At 36.0% G+C, this 20,711-nt stretch carries 19 protein-coding genes; 15 read left to right on the top strand and 4 right to left on the bottom strand.

The annotated features are described in order from the left end of the window. Positions 1 to 17: 17 nt before the first annotated feature. The 10 genes from SIB89_RS02895 to SIB89_RS02850 all read left to right on the top strand — a co-directional run bounded on the left by SIB89_RS02895 (position 18) and on the right by SIB89_RS02850 (position 11,462). Positions 18 to 1,913 (top strand): CocE/NonD family hydrolase, encoded by a 1,896-nt coding sequence (locus tag SIB89_RS02895; protein WP_412561091.1) that lies wholly within the window; start codon positions 18 to 20, stop codon positions 1,911 to 1,913. Between the two features lie 151 nt (positions 1,914 to 2,064). Then, positions 2,065 to 3,024, top strand: coding sequence for a YheT family hydrolase (locus SIB89_RS02890; protein ID WP_412561090.1), 960 nt, complete (start codon positions 2,065 to 2,067; stop codon positions 3,022 to 3,024). Between the two features lie 27 nt (positions 3,025 to 3,051). After that, positions 3,052 to 4,590 (top strand): YifB family Mg chelatase-like AAA ATPase, encoded by a 1,539-nt coding sequence (locus SIB89_RS02885; RefSeq protein ID WP_412561089.1) that lies wholly within the window; start codon positions 3,052 to 3,054, stop codon positions 4,588 to 4,590. Positions 4,591 to 4,669: 79 nt separating this feature from the next. After that, positions 4,670 to 5,779 (top strand): DUF2891 domain-containing protein, encoded by a 1,110-nt coding sequence (locus tag SIB89_RS02880; protein ID WP_412561088.1) that lies wholly within the window; start codon positions 4,670 to 4,672, stop codon positions 5,777 to 5,779. After that, positions 5,772 to 6,998, top strand: a complete 1,227-nt coding sequence (locus tag SIB89_RS02875) for an Nramp family divalent metal transporter (RefSeq protein WP_412561087.1) — start codon at positions 5,772 to 5,774, stop codon at positions 6,996 to 6,998. The genes SIB89_RS02880 and SIB89_RS02875 overlap by 8 nt, the downstream gene beginning before the upstream one ends. A gap of 50 nt (positions 6,999 to 7,048) precedes the next feature. Continuing rightward, positions 7,049 to 7,792, top strand: coding sequence for a 5-oxoprolinase subunit PxpA (gene pxpA / locus SIB89_RS02870; RefSeq protein WP_412561086.1), 744 nt, complete (start codon positions 7,049 to 7,051; stop codon positions 7,790 to 7,792). Positions 7,793 to 7,798: 6 nt separating this feature from the next. Continuing rightward, positions 7,799 to 8,530, top strand: coding sequence for a 5-oxoprolinase subunit PxpB (gene pxpB / locus SIB89_RS02865; protein ID WP_412561085.1), 732 nt, complete (start codon positions 7,799 to 7,801; stop codon positions 8,528 to 8,530). Further along, the gene (locus tag SIB89_RS02860; protein WP_412561084.1) at positions 8,523 to 9,371 is read left to right on the top strand and encodes a biotin-dependent carboxyltransferase family protein; all 849 of its coding nucleotides are present in this window, start codon (positions 8,523 to 8,525) and stop codon (positions 9,369 to 9,371) included. The genes pxpB and SIB89_RS02860 overlap by 8 nt, the downstream gene beginning before the upstream one ends. Positions 9,372 to 9,459: 88 nt before the next feature. Next, complete coding sequence (locus SIB89_RS02855) at positions 9,460 to 9,972, top strand: hypothetical protein (protein ID WP_412561083.1); 513 nt, start codon at positions 9,460 to 9,462, stop codon at positions 9,970 to 9,972. A gap of 665 nt (positions 9,973 to 10,637) precedes the next feature. Beyond that, positions 10,638 to 11,462 carry a sensor histidine kinase gene (locus SIB89_RS02850; protein WP_412561082.1) on the top strand — a complete coding sequence of 275 codons (825 nt, stop codon included), beginning with the start codon at positions 10,638 to 10,640 and terminating at the stop codon, positions 11,460 to 11,462. On the opposite strand, the gene SIB89_RS02845 is transcribed toward SIB89_RS02850, so the two are convergent. Both SIB89_RS02845 and panB read right to left on the bottom strand, forming a co-directional pair. Then, on the bottom strand, positions 11,459 to 12,160 hold the full coding sequence (locus tag SIB89_RS02845) for an RluA family pseudouridine synthase (protein WP_412561081.1): 702 nt from the start codon (positions 12,158 to 12,160) through the stop codon (positions 11,459 to 11,461). The two genes, SIB89_RS02850 and SIB89_RS02845, sit on opposite strands and share 4 nt — an antisense overlap. A 96-nt stretch (positions 12,161 to 12,256) precedes the next feature. Next, positions 12,257 to 13,075, bottom strand: coding sequence for a 3-methyl-2-oxobutanoate hydroxymethyltransferase (gene panB, locus SIB89_RS02840; RefSeq protein ID WP_155087276.1), 819 nt, complete (start codon positions 13,073 to 13,075; stop codon positions 12,257 to 12,259). Positions 13,076 to 13,178: 103 nt separating this feature from the next. Here panB and SIB89_RS02835 point away from each other — a divergent pair, with 103 nt between their 5' ends. Continuing rightward, positions 13,179 to 13,649: a nuclear transport factor 2 family protein gene (locus tag SIB89_RS02835; protein ID WP_412561080.1), complete on the top strand. Its 471-nt coding sequence runs from the start codon at positions 13,179 to 13,181 to the stop codon at positions 13,647 to 13,649. 64 nt (positions 13,650 to 13,713) lie between these two features. Here the strand turns inward: SIB89_RS02835 and SIB89_RS02830 are convergent, their stop codons facing one another. After that, positions 13,714 to 15,138: an L-serine ammonia-lyase gene (locus SIB89_RS02830; protein WP_412561079.1), complete on the bottom strand. Its 1,425-nt coding sequence runs from the start codon at positions 15,136 to 15,138 to the stop codon at positions 13,714 to 13,716. Between the two features lie 112 nt (positions 15,139 to 15,250). Next, positions 15,251 to 15,760, bottom strand: a complete 510-nt coding sequence (locus SIB89_RS02825) for a collagen-like protein (RefSeq protein ID WP_412561078.1) — start codon at positions 15,758 to 15,760, stop codon at positions 15,251 to 15,253. A 174-nt stretch (positions 15,761 to 15,934) separates the two neighbouring features. Between SIB89_RS02825 and dnaK the strand changes: the two genes are divergently transcribed. The 4 genes from dnaK to SIB89_RS02805 all read left to right on the top strand — a co-directional run bounded on the left by dnaK (position 15,935) and on the right by SIB89_RS02805 (position 20,710). Further along, a complete protein-coding gene (dnaK, locus tag SIB89_RS02820; RefSeq protein ID WP_412561077.1) occupies positions 15,935 to 17,857 on the top strand; it encodes a molecular chaperone DnaK in 1,923 nt (640 codons plus the stop codon). A 213-nt stretch (positions 17,858 to 18,070) separates the two neighbouring features. After that, positions 18,071 to 18,937, top strand: coding sequence for a 3-keto-5-aminohexanoate cleavage protein (locus tag SIB89_RS02815; protein ID WP_412561076.1), 867 nt, complete (start codon positions 18,071 to 18,073; stop codon positions 18,935 to 18,937). A gap of 10 nt (positions 18,938 to 18,947) precedes the next feature. Next, the gene (locus SIB89_RS02810; protein ID WP_412561075.1) at positions 18,948 to 19,589 is read left to right on the top strand and encodes a hypothetical protein; all 642 of its coding nucleotides are present in this window, start codon (positions 18,948 to 18,950) and stop codon (positions 19,587 to 19,589) included. Positions 19,590 to 19,690: 101 nt separating this feature from the next. Then, a complete protein-coding gene (locus SIB89_RS02805; protein ID WP_412561074.1) occupies positions 19,691 to 20,710 on the top strand; it encodes a sugar-transfer associated ATP-grasp domain-containing protein in 1,020 nt (339 codons plus the stop codon). Position 20,711: the final 1 nt, after the last annotated feature.

Below are 20,711 nucleotides of genomic sequence, written 5' to 3'. Positions count from 1 at the left end.
AAAATTATACCAAGATCATGATCAAAAAAGTTTTCAGCTTAATTTTAATCGCATTTTTACTTTATAGTTGCAAGGATGACAAGCATCAAGCTATAGATTCACCTGAAATAGCGGAAGGTGAAAACACCTACGCAAAGGACAACTACACCAAAAAAGAGGTGATGATTGCAATGCGCGATGGTATTAAATTGCATACCACTATTTATTCACCTAAGGACACTTCAAAAGAATATCCGATACTAATGATGCGAACGCCATACAGTTGCAGACCTTATGGTGAAGATGAGTTTAAGGCAAAATTAGGTCCTAACAAATACCTCATGGAAGAAGGTAATATTATGGTGTATCAAGATGTGAGAGGTCGCTGGAACAGTGAAGGAGTTTACGATAATATGCGTGCTTACATTCCTAATAAAACAGAAAATCAAACCGACGAAGCCAGTGATACTTATGATACTATTGAGTGGCTGATAAACAATGTTGAAAACAACAACGGAAACGTTGGTACTTATGGTATTTCCTATCCTGGATTTTACGCTACGTATTCTTTGTTAGATGCACACCCAGCGTTAAAAGCAGTGTCACCTCAAGCCTGTATTGGAGATTTCTTTTTTGATGATTTTATTCACAATGGCGCTTATTTACTGAGTTACTGGCGCGCCACTTCGGTGTTTGGCTATATGAAGGATAAACCAACTACTGAGGCTTGGTACGAATTTCCAAATATCGGTACTGAAGATCAATATCAATTTTTTGTGGACAATATACCGTTGAGTAAGCTTGATAAATTCTACAATTCCACCAATGTGTTTATGGAACAACTAAAAGAGCATGTTACTTATGATGAATTCTGGAAAAGCCGAGGCATCATTCAACATTTAAAAGACATTAAACCAGCAACAATGGTCGTTGGAGGGTTTTTTGATGCTGAGGATTTGTATGGTCCATTCAACACATATAAAAGTATTGAGAATAATAGCGACAACTACAATACTATAGTTTTTGGTCCTTGGAGTCATGGTGATTGGGCGAGAAGTAATCCAAGACAAGTGATTGGGAATATCCATTTTGGTGATAGCATTTCGGATTATTTTCAGAAGAATATTGAAACCAAATTCTTTAACCATTTCCTTAAAGGTGAAGCTAATGGTGAAACTGGATTGGCTGAAGCGCATATGTTCAATACTGGTACTAAAGCGTGGCAAACTTTTGAAGCATGGCCACCTAAGAATACCACAAAGGAAAGCTATTGGCTACAGCCAAATGAAAGGTTAACTCAACAACCAAATCGTATGATGGCAACGTCTGATTTTATCAGTGACCCGTTGAAACCAGTACCATATTCCGAAGACATTAAAGTGGTCTTTACACCACGAAAGTTTATGACCGATGACCAACGTTTTGCGGCAAGACGACCAGATGTATTGGTGTTTGAAACTGACATACTTGAAAAAGACATTACGTTAGCCGGAGATATTTTAACAAAGCTAAATGTGTCCACAACAGGGACAGCAGCCGATTGGATTGTAAAAGTCGTTGATGTGTATCCTTCTGATATGGAAACACCAGAAGACAATGAAGATGTACAAGATCATCTAAAACTTAGTAACTACCATCTATTGGTAAGAAGTGAAGTTATGAGAGGACGCTTTAGAAACAGCATGGAAAGGCCAGAACCTTTTGTACCAAATCAAAAAACAGCGGTAAATTTGAAGTTGCAAGATGTGTTCCATACGTTTAAAAAAGGACATAAAATTCAAGTACAGGTGCAGAGTACCTTTTTTCCTTACATAGACGCCAATCCGCAGACCTATGTGGATAATATCTTTGAAGCAAAGGAGTCGGATTTTAAAGCACAAACGCATAGGGTGTTTAATGATTCTTCAATAGAGTTTACAGTTTTGAAGGAATAAATATTTTGGGCTAATGAGTTTCACGCAAAGTCGCGAAGACGCAAAGATGTTATATCTTGATAGATTTTTAAAATCTTATACATCTATTTTAGATGTCAAAATTAATTCTTAAATATTTCCCCTTTGGGGAAATGTCCGTAAGACAAAGGGGATGCCAATAATCCAACCAACATACAAACCACCATTCTGGGCAAAGAAAAGCTTTACATCAACCGTATTTTCAGGTTTAGCAAGACGTGTAAAAGGTGTAGTACAAACACGAGAACGCATCACGTTACCAGATGGTGACTTTCTCGATTTAGATTGGAGTTACGCTGAGCAAAAGTCTAATAAGGTCATTGTTTTGCTTCATGGTTTAGAAGGCAACGCCCAGCGACCCTACATCACAGGAACAGCAAAATTATTCAACGAAAACGGCATTGATGCCTGTGCGGTCAATTTTAGAGGTTGTAGTGGTGAACCCAATCTTTTGTATCGCAGCTACCATTCTGGTGCAACGGAAGATTTGGAAGCCGTCATCAACAGTATATTGGAGAAAAACCAATACGACGAAATTTACATTAAAGGCATCAGCCTTGGCGCTAACATGGCTTTAAAATATGTAGGCGAACGTGATGACGTACCAAAAGAAATAAAAGCAGTTATCGCCATTTCTACACCTTGCGATTTAAAAGGCTCATGTGATGCATTGTTGAGCTTAAAGAATAAGCATTATGCGATTCGGTTTTTAAAACATTTAAAAGATAAATTGAAACCTAAATTATCACAATTTCCTGATAATATTAATATTAAAGATTTTAGTTCAATCAAAACTTTAATTGGATTCGATGAAGTTTATACCTCTAAAGCCCACGGTTTTAAGGATACTTCTGAGTATTATGAGAAAGCGAGTTGTCTGCAATTTTTGCCGAACATAAAAGTGCCAAGTTTAATAATCAATGCACTTAATGATTCGTTTTTATCTGCGGAATGTTATCCAGTTAAAGAAGCCAAGCACAATCCAAACCTTTTTTTAGAGATGCCAAAATACGGCGGACACGTAGGGTTTATTGACAAACGTAACATATATTATAATGAATGGCGTGCGTTGGATTTTATAAATGAACTTTAATTTGTAGATTTAAACAAACAAAAATCTATGCTCAAAAAAGTTTTCGCCAGTGCCGTTTTTGGTGTAGAGGCTTCAGCCGTAACCGTTGAGGTTAATGTAGATAAAGGTGTTGGTTACCATTTGGTCGGACTTCCGGATAACGCGATAAAAGAGAGCAATTACCGTATAGCAGCAGCACTTCAAAACAATGGCTATCGTATTCCAGGGAAAAAGATTACCATCAATATGGCGCCTGCCGACCTGCGAAAGGAGGGTTCAGCATACGATTTAACCTTAGCTGTTGGAATACTGGCTGCATCAGGCCAAATAAAAGCCGAAAACTTAGAAGATTACCTCATTATGGGCGAATTGTCCTTAGATGGAAGTTTGCAGCCTATTAAAGGGGCATTGCCAATAGCTGTGAAGGCTAGGGAAGAAGGTTTTAAAGGTTTTATTCTGCCAAGCCAAAATGCGAAGGAAGCTGCTATTGTCAACGATTTAAAAGTTTATGGAGTCGATAACATCACTCAGGTGATTGAGCATTTTGATAAAAATATTCACATTGAAGAAACCATTATAAATACACGAGAGGAGTTTTATAAAAACCTCGATTTTCCGGAATTTGATTTTGCGGATGTAAAGGGACAGGAAAGTATAAAACGCTGTATGGAAATTGCAGCAGCAGGTGGTCACAACATCATTCTTATTGGTCCGCCAGGTTCGGGTAAAACCATGTTGGCAAAACGCTTACCAAGCATTTTGCCACCAATGACGCTTCATGAAGCTTTGGAAACGACGAAAATTCATTCAGTTGTAGGTCGTGTAAAAGCCCATGCTGGCTTAATGGCGCAGCGACCGTTCCGAAGTCCGCATCATACAATATCGAATGTCGCACTCGTTGGAGGCGGAAGTTATCCACAACCAGGTGAAATTTCATTATCACATAACGGAGTATTATTTCTGGACGAATTACCAGAATTTAAACGCGAAGTTTTGGAAGTGATGCGGCAACCTCTGGAAGATCGAGAAGTAACCATCTCTAGAGCGAAATTTACGGTAACCTATCCATCATCTTTTATGTTGGTTGCGAGTATGAATCCAAGTCCTGGTGGTTATTTTAACGATCCTGATGCGCCTGTGACGTCTAGTCCAGCTGAAATGCAACGCTATCTCAGTAAAATTTCAGGACCTTTGTTAGATCGAATAGATATTCATATTGAAGTGACTCCAGTGCCTTTTGAAAAACTATCGGATGATAGAAAAGGCGAATCTTCAGTGGATATTAGAAAACGTGTGACTAAAGCGAGAGAGGTGCAAACCGAACGCTTTAAAGAATTGGAAAATGTGCATTATAATGCGCAGATGAACACCAAGCAAATTCGTAAATATTGCAAGTTAGACGAGGCGTCATTGAAGCTTTTAAAATCCGCCATGGAACGCTTAAATCTCTCTGCCAGAGCTTATGACAGAATTCTTAAAGTTTCACGAACCATTGCCGATTTGGAAGGTTCTGAAAATGTTTTGGGCGCTCATATAAGCGAAGCTATTCAGTACCGTAGTTTGGATAGAGAGGGTTGGTTAGGGTAACTGTTTTCTATTTGCATGTCACATTGAGCACAGTCGAAATGCTATGGAGCAATTTTGATAAAATTTATAAATAATTATTATGAAAAATATAGTCCTGTTGCTTTGCTTTTTTATTTTTTGTTGTAATACCAAAAAGGAAAAGAACACTGGCAACGTAACTACTAAAATTGAAAACGAAAAAATACCAACCCTCAACCTCGAACAAGCCAACCGTTTAGCAGAATTACCACTTGCTTGCGTTGGCACTGAATATCCTAATAAACTCGGTCAAACCTTAGGAAGCGATGACGATTTAAAATCACCAAAAACATTACATCCAACCTTTTACGGTTGTTTTGACTGGCATTCTGCTGTTCATGGCCATTGGAGCATGGTGAGTTTATTACGTCAGTTTCCAGATTTGGAAAAGAGAACCGAGATGCAGAATTGGTTGTTGCAAAGCATTTCAGAAGAAAATATTAAAAAAGAAGTCGCCTATTTTCACGGTAAGCACAATAAAACTTACGAGCGTACTTATGGTTGGGCATGGTTGCTCAAATTGGCTGAAGAACTGCAGAAATGGAATCACTCTACAGCAAGGGAACTGGAAAATAACCTCCAACCGTTAACAGATTTAATCGCCAATAAATATTTAGAGTTTCTACCAAAACTCAACTATCCTATTAGAGTGGGAGAGCACCCAAATACAGCCTTCGGGTTAAGTTTTGCCTACGATTATGCAGTAACAGTAGGGCATTCAGAGCTGAAAGCTGTCATTGAAAAACGAGCCGAGGATTTTTATATGGATGATCAGGATTGTCCGTTGGAATGGGAGCCAAGCGGATTTGATTTTTTATCTCCTTGTTTGGAAGAAGCGGCTTTAATGAAGCGTGTATTGTCTAAAGATGAGTTTATGGTTTGGGTAAACGATTTTATGCCAGAGCTCAACAACGAAGATTTTGATATCGAAGTCGGTAAAGTCTCAGACAGAACGGACGGAAAGCTCGTGCATTTAGATGGTGTCAATTTTTCAAGAGCATGGAGCCTCAACGAAATTGCCAAAGGCATTCCAGAATTTGAGCATCTTAAAAATATAGCCAATCAGCACATTAATTACTCTTTACCAAGCATTGTAGGAGATAGCTACGAAGGAGGACATTGGCTAGGTAGTTTCGCTATTTATGCCTTGAATTCCATAGATAATGATTAGGAAATTCTTCAAAAATATAGGACCTGGTCCATTGGTAGCGGCAGCATTTATAGGTCCAGGTACTGTAACACTGTGTACCTTGGCTGGTGTCAACTTTGGTTATGCACTACTTTGGGCATTAGTGTTATCGGTTTTGGCAACTATTGTATTACAAGAAATGGCAGCTAGATTGGGTATTGTGTCCCAAAAAGGCTTATCCGAAGTTATTAGAAAAGAAATAAAAAGTCCAGTAGCAAGAGGATTAGCCATTGGTTTAATGTTATCGGCTATTGTGGTTGGTAACGCTGCTTACGAAGCTGGAAACATTAGTGGAGGAGCTTTGGGAGTGCAAACGCTTTTCGGTAATCCTGAAATTGTCATTGGTAGCTCAAATTTCACAGTTATTCCCATGGTTATAGGTGCTGTAGCCTTTATTTTACTCTATATTGGAAATTATAAAGTGCTTGAACAAACCTTAGTAGTTTTGGTAATCCTGATGAGTTTAGCATTTTTAACCACAGCTATTATTACAAAACCCGATATTTTGGAAGTGGTAAAAGGTATGCTCATTCCTAAATTTCCCGATAAGAGTATTCTCACCATTATTGGCCTCATTGGTACAACTGTTGTACCTTATAATTTATTCTTGCATGCATCATTGGCAAAGACCAAATGGCAATCCAAGAGTGATTTAAGCTACGCAAGAAAAGACACTATAATTGCCGTCATTTTAGGAGGTTTGGTGTCGATGTGTATAATTATATCTGCTTCTGCTATTCCACACCAAGATATTTCAAATGCATCAGATCTGGCCAAAGGACTTGAGCCTTTGTTCGGTGTTAATGCCAAATACTTTTTGTCCATCGGTTTGTTTGCTGCTGGTATTACAAGTGCTATAACTGCACCTTTGGCAGCAGCTTTTGTAGCGAGTGGCTGTTTGGGATGGAAAGCAAATCTTAAGTCACCAAGATTTAGAGCGGTTTGGATGTTTATTCTTGTTTTAGGTGTCATATTCTCTTCAATTGGATTTAAATCCATTGAAATCATCAAATTTGCTCAAGTCGCTAATGGTTTGCTCTTGCCCATTATTGCAGGATTTTTACTCTGGGTTATGAACAAACGGATTGTCCTTGGGAACTATACAAACTCAAAACTTCAGAACGTTTTTGGAATTATAATTCTAATAATCACTATCTTTTTAGGTGTAAAAGGAATTTTGAGTGTTTTTAATCTTATCTAAATGTTTTATTGAATAATTATCCCCTTGAGGGGACTTTAGGGGGTGTTTTTATGAGTCTTTTAATAAAAATAGATATCAATGCTGACGTAGGAGAAGGTATGGGCAATGAGCCTGACTTAATGCCACATTTGTCATCGTGCAATATTGCCTGTGGTGGTCATGCGGGCAACACCTTTACAATGACTGAAGTCGTAAGGTTAGCTAAAGCGCACAATGTTAAAATTGGTGCACATCCATCGTTTCCTGATAAAACTAATTTTGGAAGGGAGATTATAGAAATGACAGCCGCAGACTTATATACTAGTTTAAAGCAGCAAATTAGAGTACTTCAAAATGTATTGCGTTCAGAAAATGCTATGTTACATCACATAAAACCACATGGTGCTTTGTATAATTTAGCCGCAAAGGATGAAAAAACAGCAAATGTGATTGTTGAAGTTATAAAAAGTATTGCTTTGCCTTTAAAACTTTATGCGCCTTACTTTTCTGTTATTACTAAAGTAGCGGAAGCAGAAGGTATTGAAGTGACTTATGAAGCTTTTGCAGATAGAAACTATAATACAGATCTTTCTTTGGTGTCTCGAGAAATGGATAATGCAATTTTAACGGAAAAGGATGAAATTCTTAAACATGTCTTAAGGATGATAACGCATCATAAAGTAAGTACAGTTGATGGGATAGAAGTACTTATAAAAGCATCAACTTTTTGTGTTCATGGAGACACTAAAAATGCTTCAGAAATTTTAAAGTTTTTGAATGAAAAACTGCCCGAATATAAAATTCAAATCAGTTAAAAATTTATGTCTTATAATTTGAAATTTTCTCGCTATGGAGAACGTGCTATTTTAATAGAATGGCCAGCGATAATTGATGAAAAAATTCTAAAAGACATCTTGAATTTTAAAAATAACATCAAAAAATATATAATTAAACAAAAAGTTGAGATAATTAACACATATAACTCAATATTAATAAATTATAATTTTACTATTGATAATATCAATGATGAAATTTCGAGTCTAAAAACTATATATAATGAACAAAATGAGGTTGAGTCCACTAATGCTTCTATTTGGGAAATACCTGTTTGTTATAATACCGATTTCGGTCAAGATTTAGAAGATTTTTCGAATCAAAAAAAGCTATCCAAAAGCGAAATAATTGAACTTCATTCTAACGAAATTTACACAGTATATTTCATAGGTTTTTTACCTGGATTTTTATACTTGGGAGGACTCCATCCTAAGCTCTATTTAGATAGAAAGTCAACACCCAATCTCAATATTAAAAAAGGTTCGGTTGCCATAGGGGGGCAGCAAACCGGAATCTATCCGCAAAACAGTCCTGGAGGGTGGCACATCATAGGTAGAACTCCGATAGAATTATTTGTGCCTTCTCAAAATCCACCTTGTTTTGTAAAAGCAGGTGATAAAGTAAAATTCAGGCCTATTGAGGAGAGTGAATACTTAGATATTGAAAACCGTATGTCTAAATCAGCATATCAATTAAAGCCCATAAAACAAAATGCTTAAAGTTTTAAAACCTGGATTTTATTCTACGATTCAAGATTTAGGGCGTTTTGGCTTTAGAAATTATGGAGTGCCAGTTTCTGGTTTTATGGATGCATATTCCGCTCAGTTCGCCAACCTGCTTTTAGGGAATGATATGGATTCAGCCTTAATTGAAATGACCATGATTGGTGGCGAATTTCAGTTTACAAAACCAACTACTATAGTCATTTCAGGAGCAGTAATGAATACAAAGTTGAATAATAGTTTGGTAAAACAAAACGAAGTCATAGGCGTGGAAAAAAATGACATTATAAGTTTTGGAAAGACTAAAACGGGATTTAGAACCTATTTAGCCATAAAAGACGGATTTAAAACCAATGAAGTTTTAGAAAGCCAAAGCCAGTACAGTCCCATTACAGAATCCAACACCATCAGTAAAGGTGATACTTTAGAATATGTGAGCTACGACAGTAGTTACAATGCATCCAAGGCATCAGTAAAATTTGATGATTCTGTAGTGTTAAGTGATATTCTCGAAGTGTATAAAGGACCAGAGTTCAATAAATTATCAACCGAGCTAAAAACGCAGCTTATTAATTCTGAACTTAAAGTTTCAAAATACAATAACCGCATGGCCTATCAATTAGAGCCACTTTTGAAAAATAATCTTGAGTCTATCCTAACCTCACCAGTTTTGCCGGGAACAGTTCAGCTTACACCAAAGGGCAATTTAATAGTTTTGATGCGAGATTGCCAGACCACTGGAGGTTATCCTAGAGTACTTCAATTAACAGAAAAATCCATTAATGTGTTGAGTCAAAAAACTACTGGAAACATCATAAATCTTAGACTAAAAGGCTGAAGTTGTAAGAAAACAATTAATAATAATTTTTTTTGTTAACTAATTTCAATAATTTAGGCTCAACTATTAATTAATTTGAAGACTTATTATGAAAAAATTAGGATTACTTATTCTTGGTGTATTACTGGGTGCCTTGGCGATGTATTATTATTGTTGTGGGTCTATCGAAATGGAGAACGAATCTCCAATCACAGAACCAAAAGGGTTGATTACGCCCAAAGAGGCAAAGACTTTAGATCAAGCGTACAACATTAAACATCGCATTATTAATGATTCTCTTTATAAGAATTCTGCTGACGGAGGTGATAATCGTTCTTCTTGGTGGAAACTTGAGGATATTCAGAACTACATTAATTATGCAGAAAACCAAGCTGGTGAATTAGGTTATACCATGGATGGGATCCGTGTTTATTTAGGAGCACATCCAAATTCTGGCAAAGAAACAGGATTAACAACGATGTTCTTTATACCAACTGGTTATATGAATAAGTCTCAAGGTAGCGTCTTTCCTATGTTTCAAGAGAGTGGAGATATACCAGGTGGTTCAGGGTTAAATCATGGAGGGAATGGAATGCCACCAGGAGCTAATTATCCACAGTAAAAAACTGACTAAGATGGAATGAATTTTAACGTATTCCTTTTCCATATATTAGAGTTAATTGCAGCCGTTGCTGGATCAATCTATTACATTAAAACTAGAGATTATAAAATAAAACCATTTGTATGGTATCTCTGGATAATGGTCATTGTTGAGACAATTGGTATGTACGGTTACATACTTCAGTATAATTTTGATAATGAGATATTTATTTGGATAAAAAATAGTGTTTTTTGCTACAATTCATGGCTTTATAATCTATTTAACCTAGCAACAATTCTTTTGTTTGGGGTGTTTTATAACAAGCTGATAAAGAGTAAAATAGATAAAAGTATTATCAAGCTAATTATAATTTTATATGTAATATTTTCGGTATTGTATTTTGTTTTTTCTGGCGGGTTTTTTATAAAATCAATACCCTATGATTTTCTTTTAAGTACATTTGTCGTTTTCGTTTTTGTGATGCTATATTATAAGCAATTGTTGAATAGCGAAAAGATATTGTTCTTTTATAAATCACCATATTTTTATATAAGTTCAGGGCTTTTATTATGGTTTTTATGTGTTACTCCATTATTTATCTTTGATGCATATTTCTATGAGATCAATCAAAGTTTCATTGAATTTAGAAGTTTGTATCTTCTAATTGCTAACATTTTTTTATACGTATGCTTTACATTTGGATTTCTTTATACAATTCAATACAAAAAACCATCAGCAACGAGGAGATTGCCTTAATTTCTTATGTGATTTTCTTTTTCCTGATTATAATTGTTGTCTTTGTTCTGTTTTTTATCATGTTTCAAAAACGTAAAAATCAATTATTGCTTGATAAAATAAAACAACAAAAAGAGTTTGAAGAAGAATTGGCTAAAACCCAACAAGAGATTCAAGAAGAAACTCTAAAGCACGTAGGCAGAGAATTGCATGATAACGTTGGGCAAATGCTTGTGCTGGCCACTATGCAAATGAAATCTGCAGTAAAAGTGGTTGGAGAAGAGGTTAAATCTAAAGTTGCTAATGCTTCTCAATACTTAAAAGAATCGTTAGACGAAGTAAGAGCTTTATCAAAATCCTTAAATAGTGATGTCATTTTCAATTTAGGGTTTGATGCCACAGTAAAGAATGAAATTGAACGCCTAAATAAGTCAGGTTTAATACAAGCAAATCTCACTATTAATGGAGATAATGTAGAATTTGAAAACCATAAAGACGAAATCATTCTCTTTAGGATTTTACAAGAGTTTACTTCAAACACTTTAAAATATGCTGAAGCAGAACATCTGAATGTTGAAATCGAATATCATAAAGAATTTTTGAACATTAAGGTAGAAGATGATGGTAATGGTTTCGAATTAGCTACTGCAGAGCAAGGGTCTGGAATGACCAATATGAAAAAACGTGCAGAGTTGATAAATGCAGATTTTCAATTAAACACACAACCTGAAAACGGTACGAAACTCAATTTAAAATACCCATACCGAACACTCTAACTTTCACAAGCTTGCCATAAAGTATCCTTTGGCAGAGGTGCGGTTATGATTATATTTTCTTTCTTTACAGGATGAACAAACTCCAGTCGTCTTGCATGAAGACTAATGCTCGCATCTTTATTACTACGATCAAAGCCATATTTTAAATCTCCCTTTATAGGGCAGCCAATTTTAGAAAGCTGACAACGGATTTGATGGTGTCTTCCGGTTTCTAAATCAACTTCCAGCAAATAAAAATTATCTAATGCTTTAATGATTTTATAATGAAGAATAGCTTTTTTACTGCCATCAACCTCTTTGCTATATGCTGTTGATTTATTTTTTTTCGGATTCTTTTTTAGCCAGTGGATTAATTGGTCTTCTGTATTCGGAGGTGGATTTTTTACCAAGGCCCAATACGTTTTATTGGCTTTTTTTTCTGCGAATAATTTATTTAGTCTTGGTAAGGCCTTACTGGTTTTAGAAAACAGCACAATACCTGTGGTAGGCCTATCTAAACGATGCACAACACCTAAATATACATTCCCAGGTTTGTCGTATTTATCTTTTATGTAATCCTTTACAACATCACTTAAAGGTTTGTCGCCAGTTTTATCACCTTGCACAATATCACCAGCACGTTTATTGACAACGATGATATGATTGTCTTCGTAGAGGACTTGAAGATTACTTTTATTTGAAAGGATTTTGTTTGACATTAGAAATTAGACACGAATTTCACGGATTAGCACGGATTTTTTTACACTAATTTACACAAATGGTTTTTTCTCCTCTGGGGAAATTAAAAGGGGCTTTTAGTACTGCTCCTTATCATTAGGAAAATCCTCAGACTTCACATCTTCTACATATTGAGAAATAGCGTTGGTCATGTCATCATAAAGGTTCATATAGCGACGTAAGAAACGAGGATTAAACTCATGCGTCATCCCAATCATATCATGAAGCACCAGTACTTGTCCATCCACGCCATCGCCAGCGCCAATACCTATAATTGGTATAGAAACGCTTTCTGCGACTTGCCTGGCCAAATCTGCTGGGATTTTTTCTAAGACAATGCCAAAACAACCCGCTTTTTCTAACATTATAGCATCTTCCTTAAGTTGTAAAGCTTCTTGTTCTTCTTTTGCTCTAACAGTATAGGTTCCAAATTTATAAATAGATTGTGGTGTGAGTCCTAAATGTCCCATAACCGGAATTCCAGCATTTAAAATACGCTTAATTGAATCCTTTATTTCTTTACCACCTTCAAGCTTTACGGCATGTCCACCAGATTCCTTCATAATACGTATGGCAGAACGTAAGGCTTCCTTTGGGTCACTTTGATAGGTTCCGAAAGGTAAATCAACAACGACTAATGCTCTATCAATAGCACGTACAACAGATGATGCGTGATAAATCATTTGGTCTAATGTAATAGGTAAAGTGGTTTCATGCCCAGCCATAACATTACTTGCAGAATCGCCTACCAAAATTACATCAACACCTGCGCCATCAACAATTTTTGCCATGGTGTAATCGTAAGCGGTAAGCATGGATATTTTTTCGCCTTTGGACTTCATATCCACAAGGGTTTTTACGGTGATTCTTTTGTATTCTTTCTTGGCTACAGACATAATGATTAAATTAGTGATGTAAAAATAAAGAGATTTGTTAAACTTTTGTTTATTCTACGATAGAAATACGGCATCAGTCGTATTTTGATTAAAATTTTATAAGATGAAAAAACTGTTACTGCTTTCAGCGTTCTGCTTCACATTGATTGTAAACGCACAAAAAACTGAAAAGGAAAATGTAAAAGCAACAATCGTTGAATTTTTCGAAGCTTTCCATAAACAAGATACCACAAAGCTTAAGGCTATGGCAAAAGGCGATATAAAAATGCAATCCATTTCGGAGGACAAAGAAGGCAAGACAGTTTTACAAGAAAGTGACTACAGCCAGTTTCTTGAGAATATCGCTAGTATGCCTAAGGACAGGACGTTTGAGGAAAAATTGTTGGATTTCAATATTCAAGTAGATGGAAATATGGCAAATGCTTGGACACCTTACGAATTTTGGTATAATGGCAATTTTAGCCACTGCGGAGTGAATTCCTTTCAGCTTATAAAGGTAAATGATGAGTGGAAAATTATTTATTTGGTCGATACAAGAAGGAGAGAAGGGTGTATTACAAATTCCAAAAACTAAAAAACAAATTCCAATTTACGTTTGAGTAAGAGTTCCTTCCCTCTGGGAAGGCTAGGATGGGCTTTTAACAATCCGACATATGAACACCAACAGCCAAACCACCTTCCGAGGTTTCTTTATACTTGGTATTCATATCTTTTGCAGTTTCCCACATGGTGTTGACGACTTTATCTAATGGAACTTTTACATTTTTCGGATCTGTATCTAATGCCAATTCAGCAGCATTAATAGCTTTAATGGCTCCCATAGAATTACGTTCTATACATGGAATCTGTACCAATCCACCAATTGGGTCGCAGGTTAAACCTAGGTGATGTTCCATCGCAATTTCGGCAGCAACTAAAACCTGTTCTGGTGTTCCACCCATCAATTCGCATAGCGCACCTGCTGCCATGGCTGAGGACACTCCAATTTCTGCTTGGCAACCTCCCATTGCTGCAGATATAGTCGCACCTTTTTTAAAGATACTTCCAATTTCGCTGGCCACTAATAAGAACTTTTTAATGTGCTCAAAGTCTGCTTCATGATTTTCAATAACCATATAATACATCAAAACTGCAGGAATTACTCCAGCACTACCATTTGTAGGTGCAGTAACCACACGACCAAGGGAAGCGTTAACTTCATTTACAGCTAAGGCAAAACAACTCACCCATTTTAATATTTGTCTGAATTTAACTTCAGTTTTTCTAATGGTTTGCAACCATGCTTCAGGGTTTTCATATGTATAATCACCTATTAAATTTTTGTGCATATCGTAAGCACGTCTCCTTACATTAAGTCCGCCTGGTAGGTTACCTTCTGTGTGACAGCCTGTGTACATAGACTCTAGCATTGTCGTCCATATACGTTGTAATTCGAAATCGATGTTGCCTTCATCTCGTATGGATTTTTCATTTTCCAATACAACTCCAGAAATTGGTAAATTTAACTGATGGCAATATTTTAGAAGTTCATCTCCTTTTTCAACAGGATAAGGAAATGTACAGTAGAAAATAATTTTATTGGCCTTAGAAATTTTACGCTCTTCCTGTACTACAAAGCCTCCACCAATGGAATAGTAAGTAGATTTATAATTTCGACCATTTATAAGAGCAGTAAAAGTAAGTCCATTGGCATGAAACGGTAAAAACTTACGATTGAATTTTATCTGTTCCTTTGGGTTAAAAGGAAGTGCTTTTTCACCATTAAAATTTAAGGTATTTGTAGTTTTTATATTAGCCACAGTTTTGTCAATATCCTCAACCGGAACGCGCTCAGGATCGGATCCACTAAGACCCAACATTACAGCATAATCCGTGGCATGTCCTTTTCCTGTTAGGGATAATGAACCATAAAGATCTACAGTTATGTTTTCAACCTTATCAAAGCGGTTTTTATCTTTAAGTTCTTGTATCCAGCGCTCAGCAGCACGCCAAGGCCCTAAGGTATGTGAGCTCGATGGTCCAATACCAATCTTAAGCATGTCAAAAACAGAGATACATTCCATTTGTGTTCTAAATTTCTATTGCAAATATACATTATGTTTATCTGGATTTTTTATAAAAAAAACAGCCTTGATTTTTAATCAAAGCTGCTAGCTAATTTATATGTAGGTTAAGTTAACGTTTTATAAATTCTTCGATTCCGTATGCGCTCATTACAGCATTTAAATCAGATAAATCTACACGGCCAACATTTTCAGCAGGTACCAAAACAACTCTGAATACTTGCGCATCTGTGTAAGAAGGGTCTAATGTCGAAAAGTCTATGGTTCCGTCTAAAAAGAATCGGACATCATTTTGTGTAAAATCAAAATTATAGACTAGAGTTCCATCTTCAAAATATTCCGTTTGAGGTAATGGTCGCCATATGTCCTGACCATTGTCTACTTCCCATGAAATATAAACTAGGGCAACAGCTGTAGGTCCAACCTCAAAACCATAAGGTTCTATAAGTTCATAGTTATCTTCAGGAGTGAAATCTAGAACAATTTCAAAAGCTGGAGGAACACCAACACCATCTTGGCCGTCCTGGCCATCAAATCCATCAAAACCCGGAGGACCTTGAGGGCCTTCGCAAGCGGTTAATAATAAAGCAAATACTGAAATAAAGGTTAAAATACGTTTCATGATATCTAAAGTTTTTCTTTATAGCATCAAAGGTTATTCCAAAGTGATGCTCAATAAGAAATACTTTCTCAAAAAGAAATCTGACATCATGTCACATTTTTTGTCATGGCATAGAACTTGACTTATACTAGTCGAGTTAAAAATTAAAAACACAACAAAATATAGATATTAATTATGAGTAAGATTATTGGAATTGATTTAGGTACAACCAACTCTTGCGTTTCTGTAATGGAAGGTAACGAGCCAGTTGTAATCCCAAACGCTGAAGGTAAGAGAACAACACCTTCGGTTATTGCCTTTGTAGAAGGTGGTGAAATTAAAGTTGGTGATCCAGCAAAAAGACAAGCAGTAACAAACCCAACAAAAACGGTTTATTCTATTAAGCGTTTTATGGGTAACAAATATTCTGAATCTAAAAAAGAAGCAGAACGTGTGCCGTATAAAGTGGTAAAAGGTGACAACGATACTCCACGTGTGGATATTGATGGTCGTTTATACACACCACAAGAATTGTCAGCTATGATTCTTCAAAAGATGAAGAAAACTGCTGAGGATTATTTAGGAGCTGATGTAAGTAAAGCAGTTATTACTGTGCCAGCATACTTTAATGACTCACAGCGTCAAGCAACAAAAGAAGCTGGTGAGATTGCAGGATTAAAAGTAGAGCGTATTATCAATGAGCCTACTGCTGCGGCCTTAGCTTACGGATTGGATAAAAAATCTAAAGACCAAAAAATCGTTGTATTCGATTTTGGTGGTGGTACACACGATGTTTCCATTCTTGAATTAGGAGACGGAGTGTTTGAAGTATTATCAACAGATGGTGACACACATTTAGGTGGTGACGATATTGATGAAAGAATCATCGATTGGTTAGCTGATGAGTTCATGAATGATGAAAATATGGACTTACGTAAAGATCCTATGGCTTTACAACGTCTTAAAGAAGCAGCTGAAAAAGCGAAGATTGAATTATCATCTTCTGCACAGACAGAAATCAACTTACCTTATGTAACCGCTACCGCTAGTGGACCTAAGCACTTGGTACGTACATTGACACGTTCTAAATTTGAGCAGTTAATCGATGATTTAATCAAACGTACTATTGAGCCATGTGAAACGGCATTGAAAGCAGCAGGATTATCTAAGTCTGATATTGACGAAGTAATCTTGGTAGGTGGTTCTACACGTATTCCTGCAGTACAGGAAGCTGTAGAGAAATTCTTCGGAAAAGCACCAAGTAAAGGTGTAAACCCTGACGAAGTTGTAGCATTGGGTGCTGGTATTCAAGGTGGTGTATTAACCGGTGACGTAAAAGACGTTCTTTTATTAGATGTTACTCCATTATCACTAGGTATTGAAACCATGGGTAATGTAATGACCAAGTTGATTGATGCCAATACAACGATTCCTACAAAGAAATCGCAAGTATTCTCAACAGCAGCAGACAATCAGCCATCGGTAGAGATTCACGTATTACAAGGTGAGCGTCCTATGGCAGCAGATAACAAAACGATTGGTCGTTTCCACTTGGATGGAATTCCACCAGCAAGACGAGGAACACCTCAGATTGAAGTAACGTTTGATATTGATGCCAACGGTATCATTAAAGTGTCTGCGGAAGATAAAGCCACTGGTAAGAAGCAAGATATCCGTATTGAAGCGTCATCTGGATTAACAGAAGAGGAAATCGCTAAAATGAAGCAAGAGGCTGAAGCTAATGCAGAAGCAGATGCAAAAGCTAAGGAAACTGCAGATAAGTTGAATCAGGCTGATGCAATGATCTTTCAAACTGAAAAGCAATTAGAAGAATTTGGTGATAAATTATCTGATGATAAGAAGAAGCCAATTGAAGAAGCTTTAGAGGAATTGAAGAAAGCTTATGAAACTAAAGATATCGCGGTAATAGATCCAGCTTTAGAGAAAATCAATGAAGCATGGAAAGTTGCTAGCGAAGAGATGTACAAAGCACAGGCCGAAGCACAAGGTGCACCAGAAGGTGGACCAACGGATGCGGGAGCAGGTGCAAAAGGACAAGCTCAAGATGCTAACGATAGTAGTGATGTAGAAGATGTAGACTTTGAGGAAGTGAAGTAAGTTAGATTTTTCATTGACTAGGTCGAATCTTTGATTTCTGAATTTATTTCAGAATCTAGAATATAAAAACGCAATCATTAATTTGATTGCGTTTTTTTGTTGCTACAAACTTAAAAAATGTTCAATTTATAGTCATAGACTCTCATTTAATCGGATTATTTGTGTTTTATTTAAGAAATAAGCTAGCTTTCGTCATCATTTAACCCAAATCGAATGAATAAGCTAATCATAAACTTCACTCCTACCGGAATGATACCCACTAAGGACATGACACCTCATGTACCTGTTACAGTCAATGAAATTGTAGAAGATGTTCACCGTGCGTACGAGCTAGGCATAACTATGACTCACATACATGCCAGGGATGAAAAGACTGGTGTACCTACTTACAAAAAAGAAGTTTACGCTCAATTGATAGAGGGTATAAGAAAATACGCGCCAGACTTAGTGATTTGTACATCGCTTAGTGGTCGTAATTTTAATACTTTGGATAAGAGAGCAGACGTATTATCTTTAGAGGGTGACTTAAAACCAGATATGGGCAGTTTAACCCTAAGTTCTTTAAATTTTAATAGGGTAGCGAGCATGAACGCTCCAAGTATGATTGAAGACTTGGCAAAAACAATGAAAGCTAAGGGAATTGTACCAGAATTGGAAGTATTTGATGTAGGTATGATTAACTTTGGAAAGTACTTGGTGAAGAAAGATTACATAAGGCCTCCATTATATTATAATCTACTTTTTGGAAATATTGCCTGCGCACAAACCAATTTATTACATACAGGTGTAATGCTTAATGATATTCCTGAAGATGCTTTGGTTAGTGTTGCTGGTATTGGTAATGGACAATTGATGATGAATTCTTTGGCTGTTGCTATTGGCAAAGGAGTAAGAGTTGGTTTAGAGGACAATATTTGGTTTGATGCAGAACGCACACGGTTAGCTACCAATACTTCGCTAATAGAGCGGATACATACAATAGCCAAAGCCAATAACAGAGAAATTATGACTCCGTCAGAGTTTAGAGCTCAAATGGATATGGAGCCTGGCAATGGTCGCTATGGTCGTATTTATAAATAACCATTAATTTATGGAAGGAGACAAAAAAGGCTTATCCTATAGAGTTAAATGGATGTCCAATATCATAAAACATGGATTATTTTGGCATGGTGTGCGTAACAATTTAGCCAAGATTGGATTGGATTTTATGCCATATTATTGGGTTAGGGAAGCTACTAGCCCTGTTACACCTCCAGAAATTAGGGGAGAAGATAAAGATTTTGAAATAACCACTTTTGGAGAAGCTGAAATTAATTACATAAAGAATACCATAATAGGTATTGAGCAGAAAGATTTACTAGCTGACCTTAAAAACGGTGAAATTTGTATCGGACTAAAGAACAGAGAGGAAATTGCGGCTTATATGTTTATAAAGTGTAAACCATTTACTTTTAGAAAACGTTCTTTTGATTTGCGACCTACGGAAAGCTATTTACATAGCATGTACACTTTTGAAGCCTATAGAGGCAAGAACCTCGCACCATATTTACGCTATCATAGTTACAAGCATTTAGAAAAAAAAGGCATAACAAACTTTTATAGTGTTAGTGAATATTTTAATAAATCTACGATTAGGTTTAAGAAAAAATTGAATTCAGAGCCAATGAAACTCTACTTGAGTTTAGTAATCTTTAAGAAGAAGACAATTAATTTTACATTAAAAAGTTATTAGAAATGGTTGCTTATCATTCACTTAAAAAGATTTTTACTGATCAGGTTATACGATATCAAAGGAGATTGGTAGTTTTTAATGCTACTATGAATGCTCGTAAAATGATAAAGGAAGTTATTAGAAATAGTAACATTCCAAAATTAGAACCTCACGAAATTGAGGAAGCTAAATCTTTCTATAAATCTAAAGGTTATAAATTAAAAAACACCTATTGGCATAGGTTTTATAAATTTGCAAGTGGTGAATTTCATAAGGACTATCTTCCTTTAGATATCTTCAGACCAATAATGGAACCTAACCTCAACAGAAGGTTGTATTGGCCGGCATTTGTAGATAAAAATTTAATGTCTAATATATTTAAGGAGTTTAACCAACCTAAAACAGTAGTGAGCAATATTAATGGTTTTTATTACGTAGATGAAACTATAGTAAACGAAACCACTGCCATCGAAGCATGTAATAATATTGACTCTGAATTTATAATTAAACCCACTGTGGATTCTGGCCAAGGAAAAATGGTCAAGAAATTTAAAGTATCAAATTATAAAACTTCAATTGATAATAAAAGTATTATTGATTTGTATAAGCTGTATGATAAAGATTTTATTGTACAGAAAGTAGTTGATCAGAGTGATAAACTTAGTGCGTTAAATGCATCAACACTTAACTCACTTAGGGTAGTCTCTTATTTAGATATTAAGGGGAAAGTGAATGTACTAGCTGCTTACTTACGAATTGGTAAGCCAGGAAGTGACACGGACAATATATCTATTGGCGGTATGGCTTTTGCTGTTGATAAAGAGGGGTGTTTATATGGTAAAGGATTTATTCATAGACAAAAGGGCGGAAAGTCAGATTTAAGTAAAGCACCTTCAGGCGTGCCGTTAGAAGGTTTTCAAATTCCAAATTATGATAAAGTTAAGGAAATGGTCAAAGCTATGCATCCATTGGTGCCCATGTTTAAAATCATTTCTTGGGACATCGGAATCGATAAAGACGACCTACCTATATTAATTGAATATAATACCTTTTATCAGAATATAGATTTGCAGATGTTTACTGGACCGTTTTTTGGTGAATTTACAGATGAGATATTTCGTTTAGGTCTAAAAACTAATTAGA

Origin of the sequence: Winogradskyella sp. MIT101101, from assembly GCF_047126865.1 — a bacterium.
GTDB classification, from domain to species: domain Bacteria; phylum Bacteroidota; class Bacteroidia; order Flavobacteriales; family Flavobacteriaceae; genus Winogradskyella; species Winogradskyella ouciana.
The sequence above is the reverse complement of the archived record's forward strand: the minus strand, read 5'-3'. Positions and strand labels throughout refer to the sequence as shown.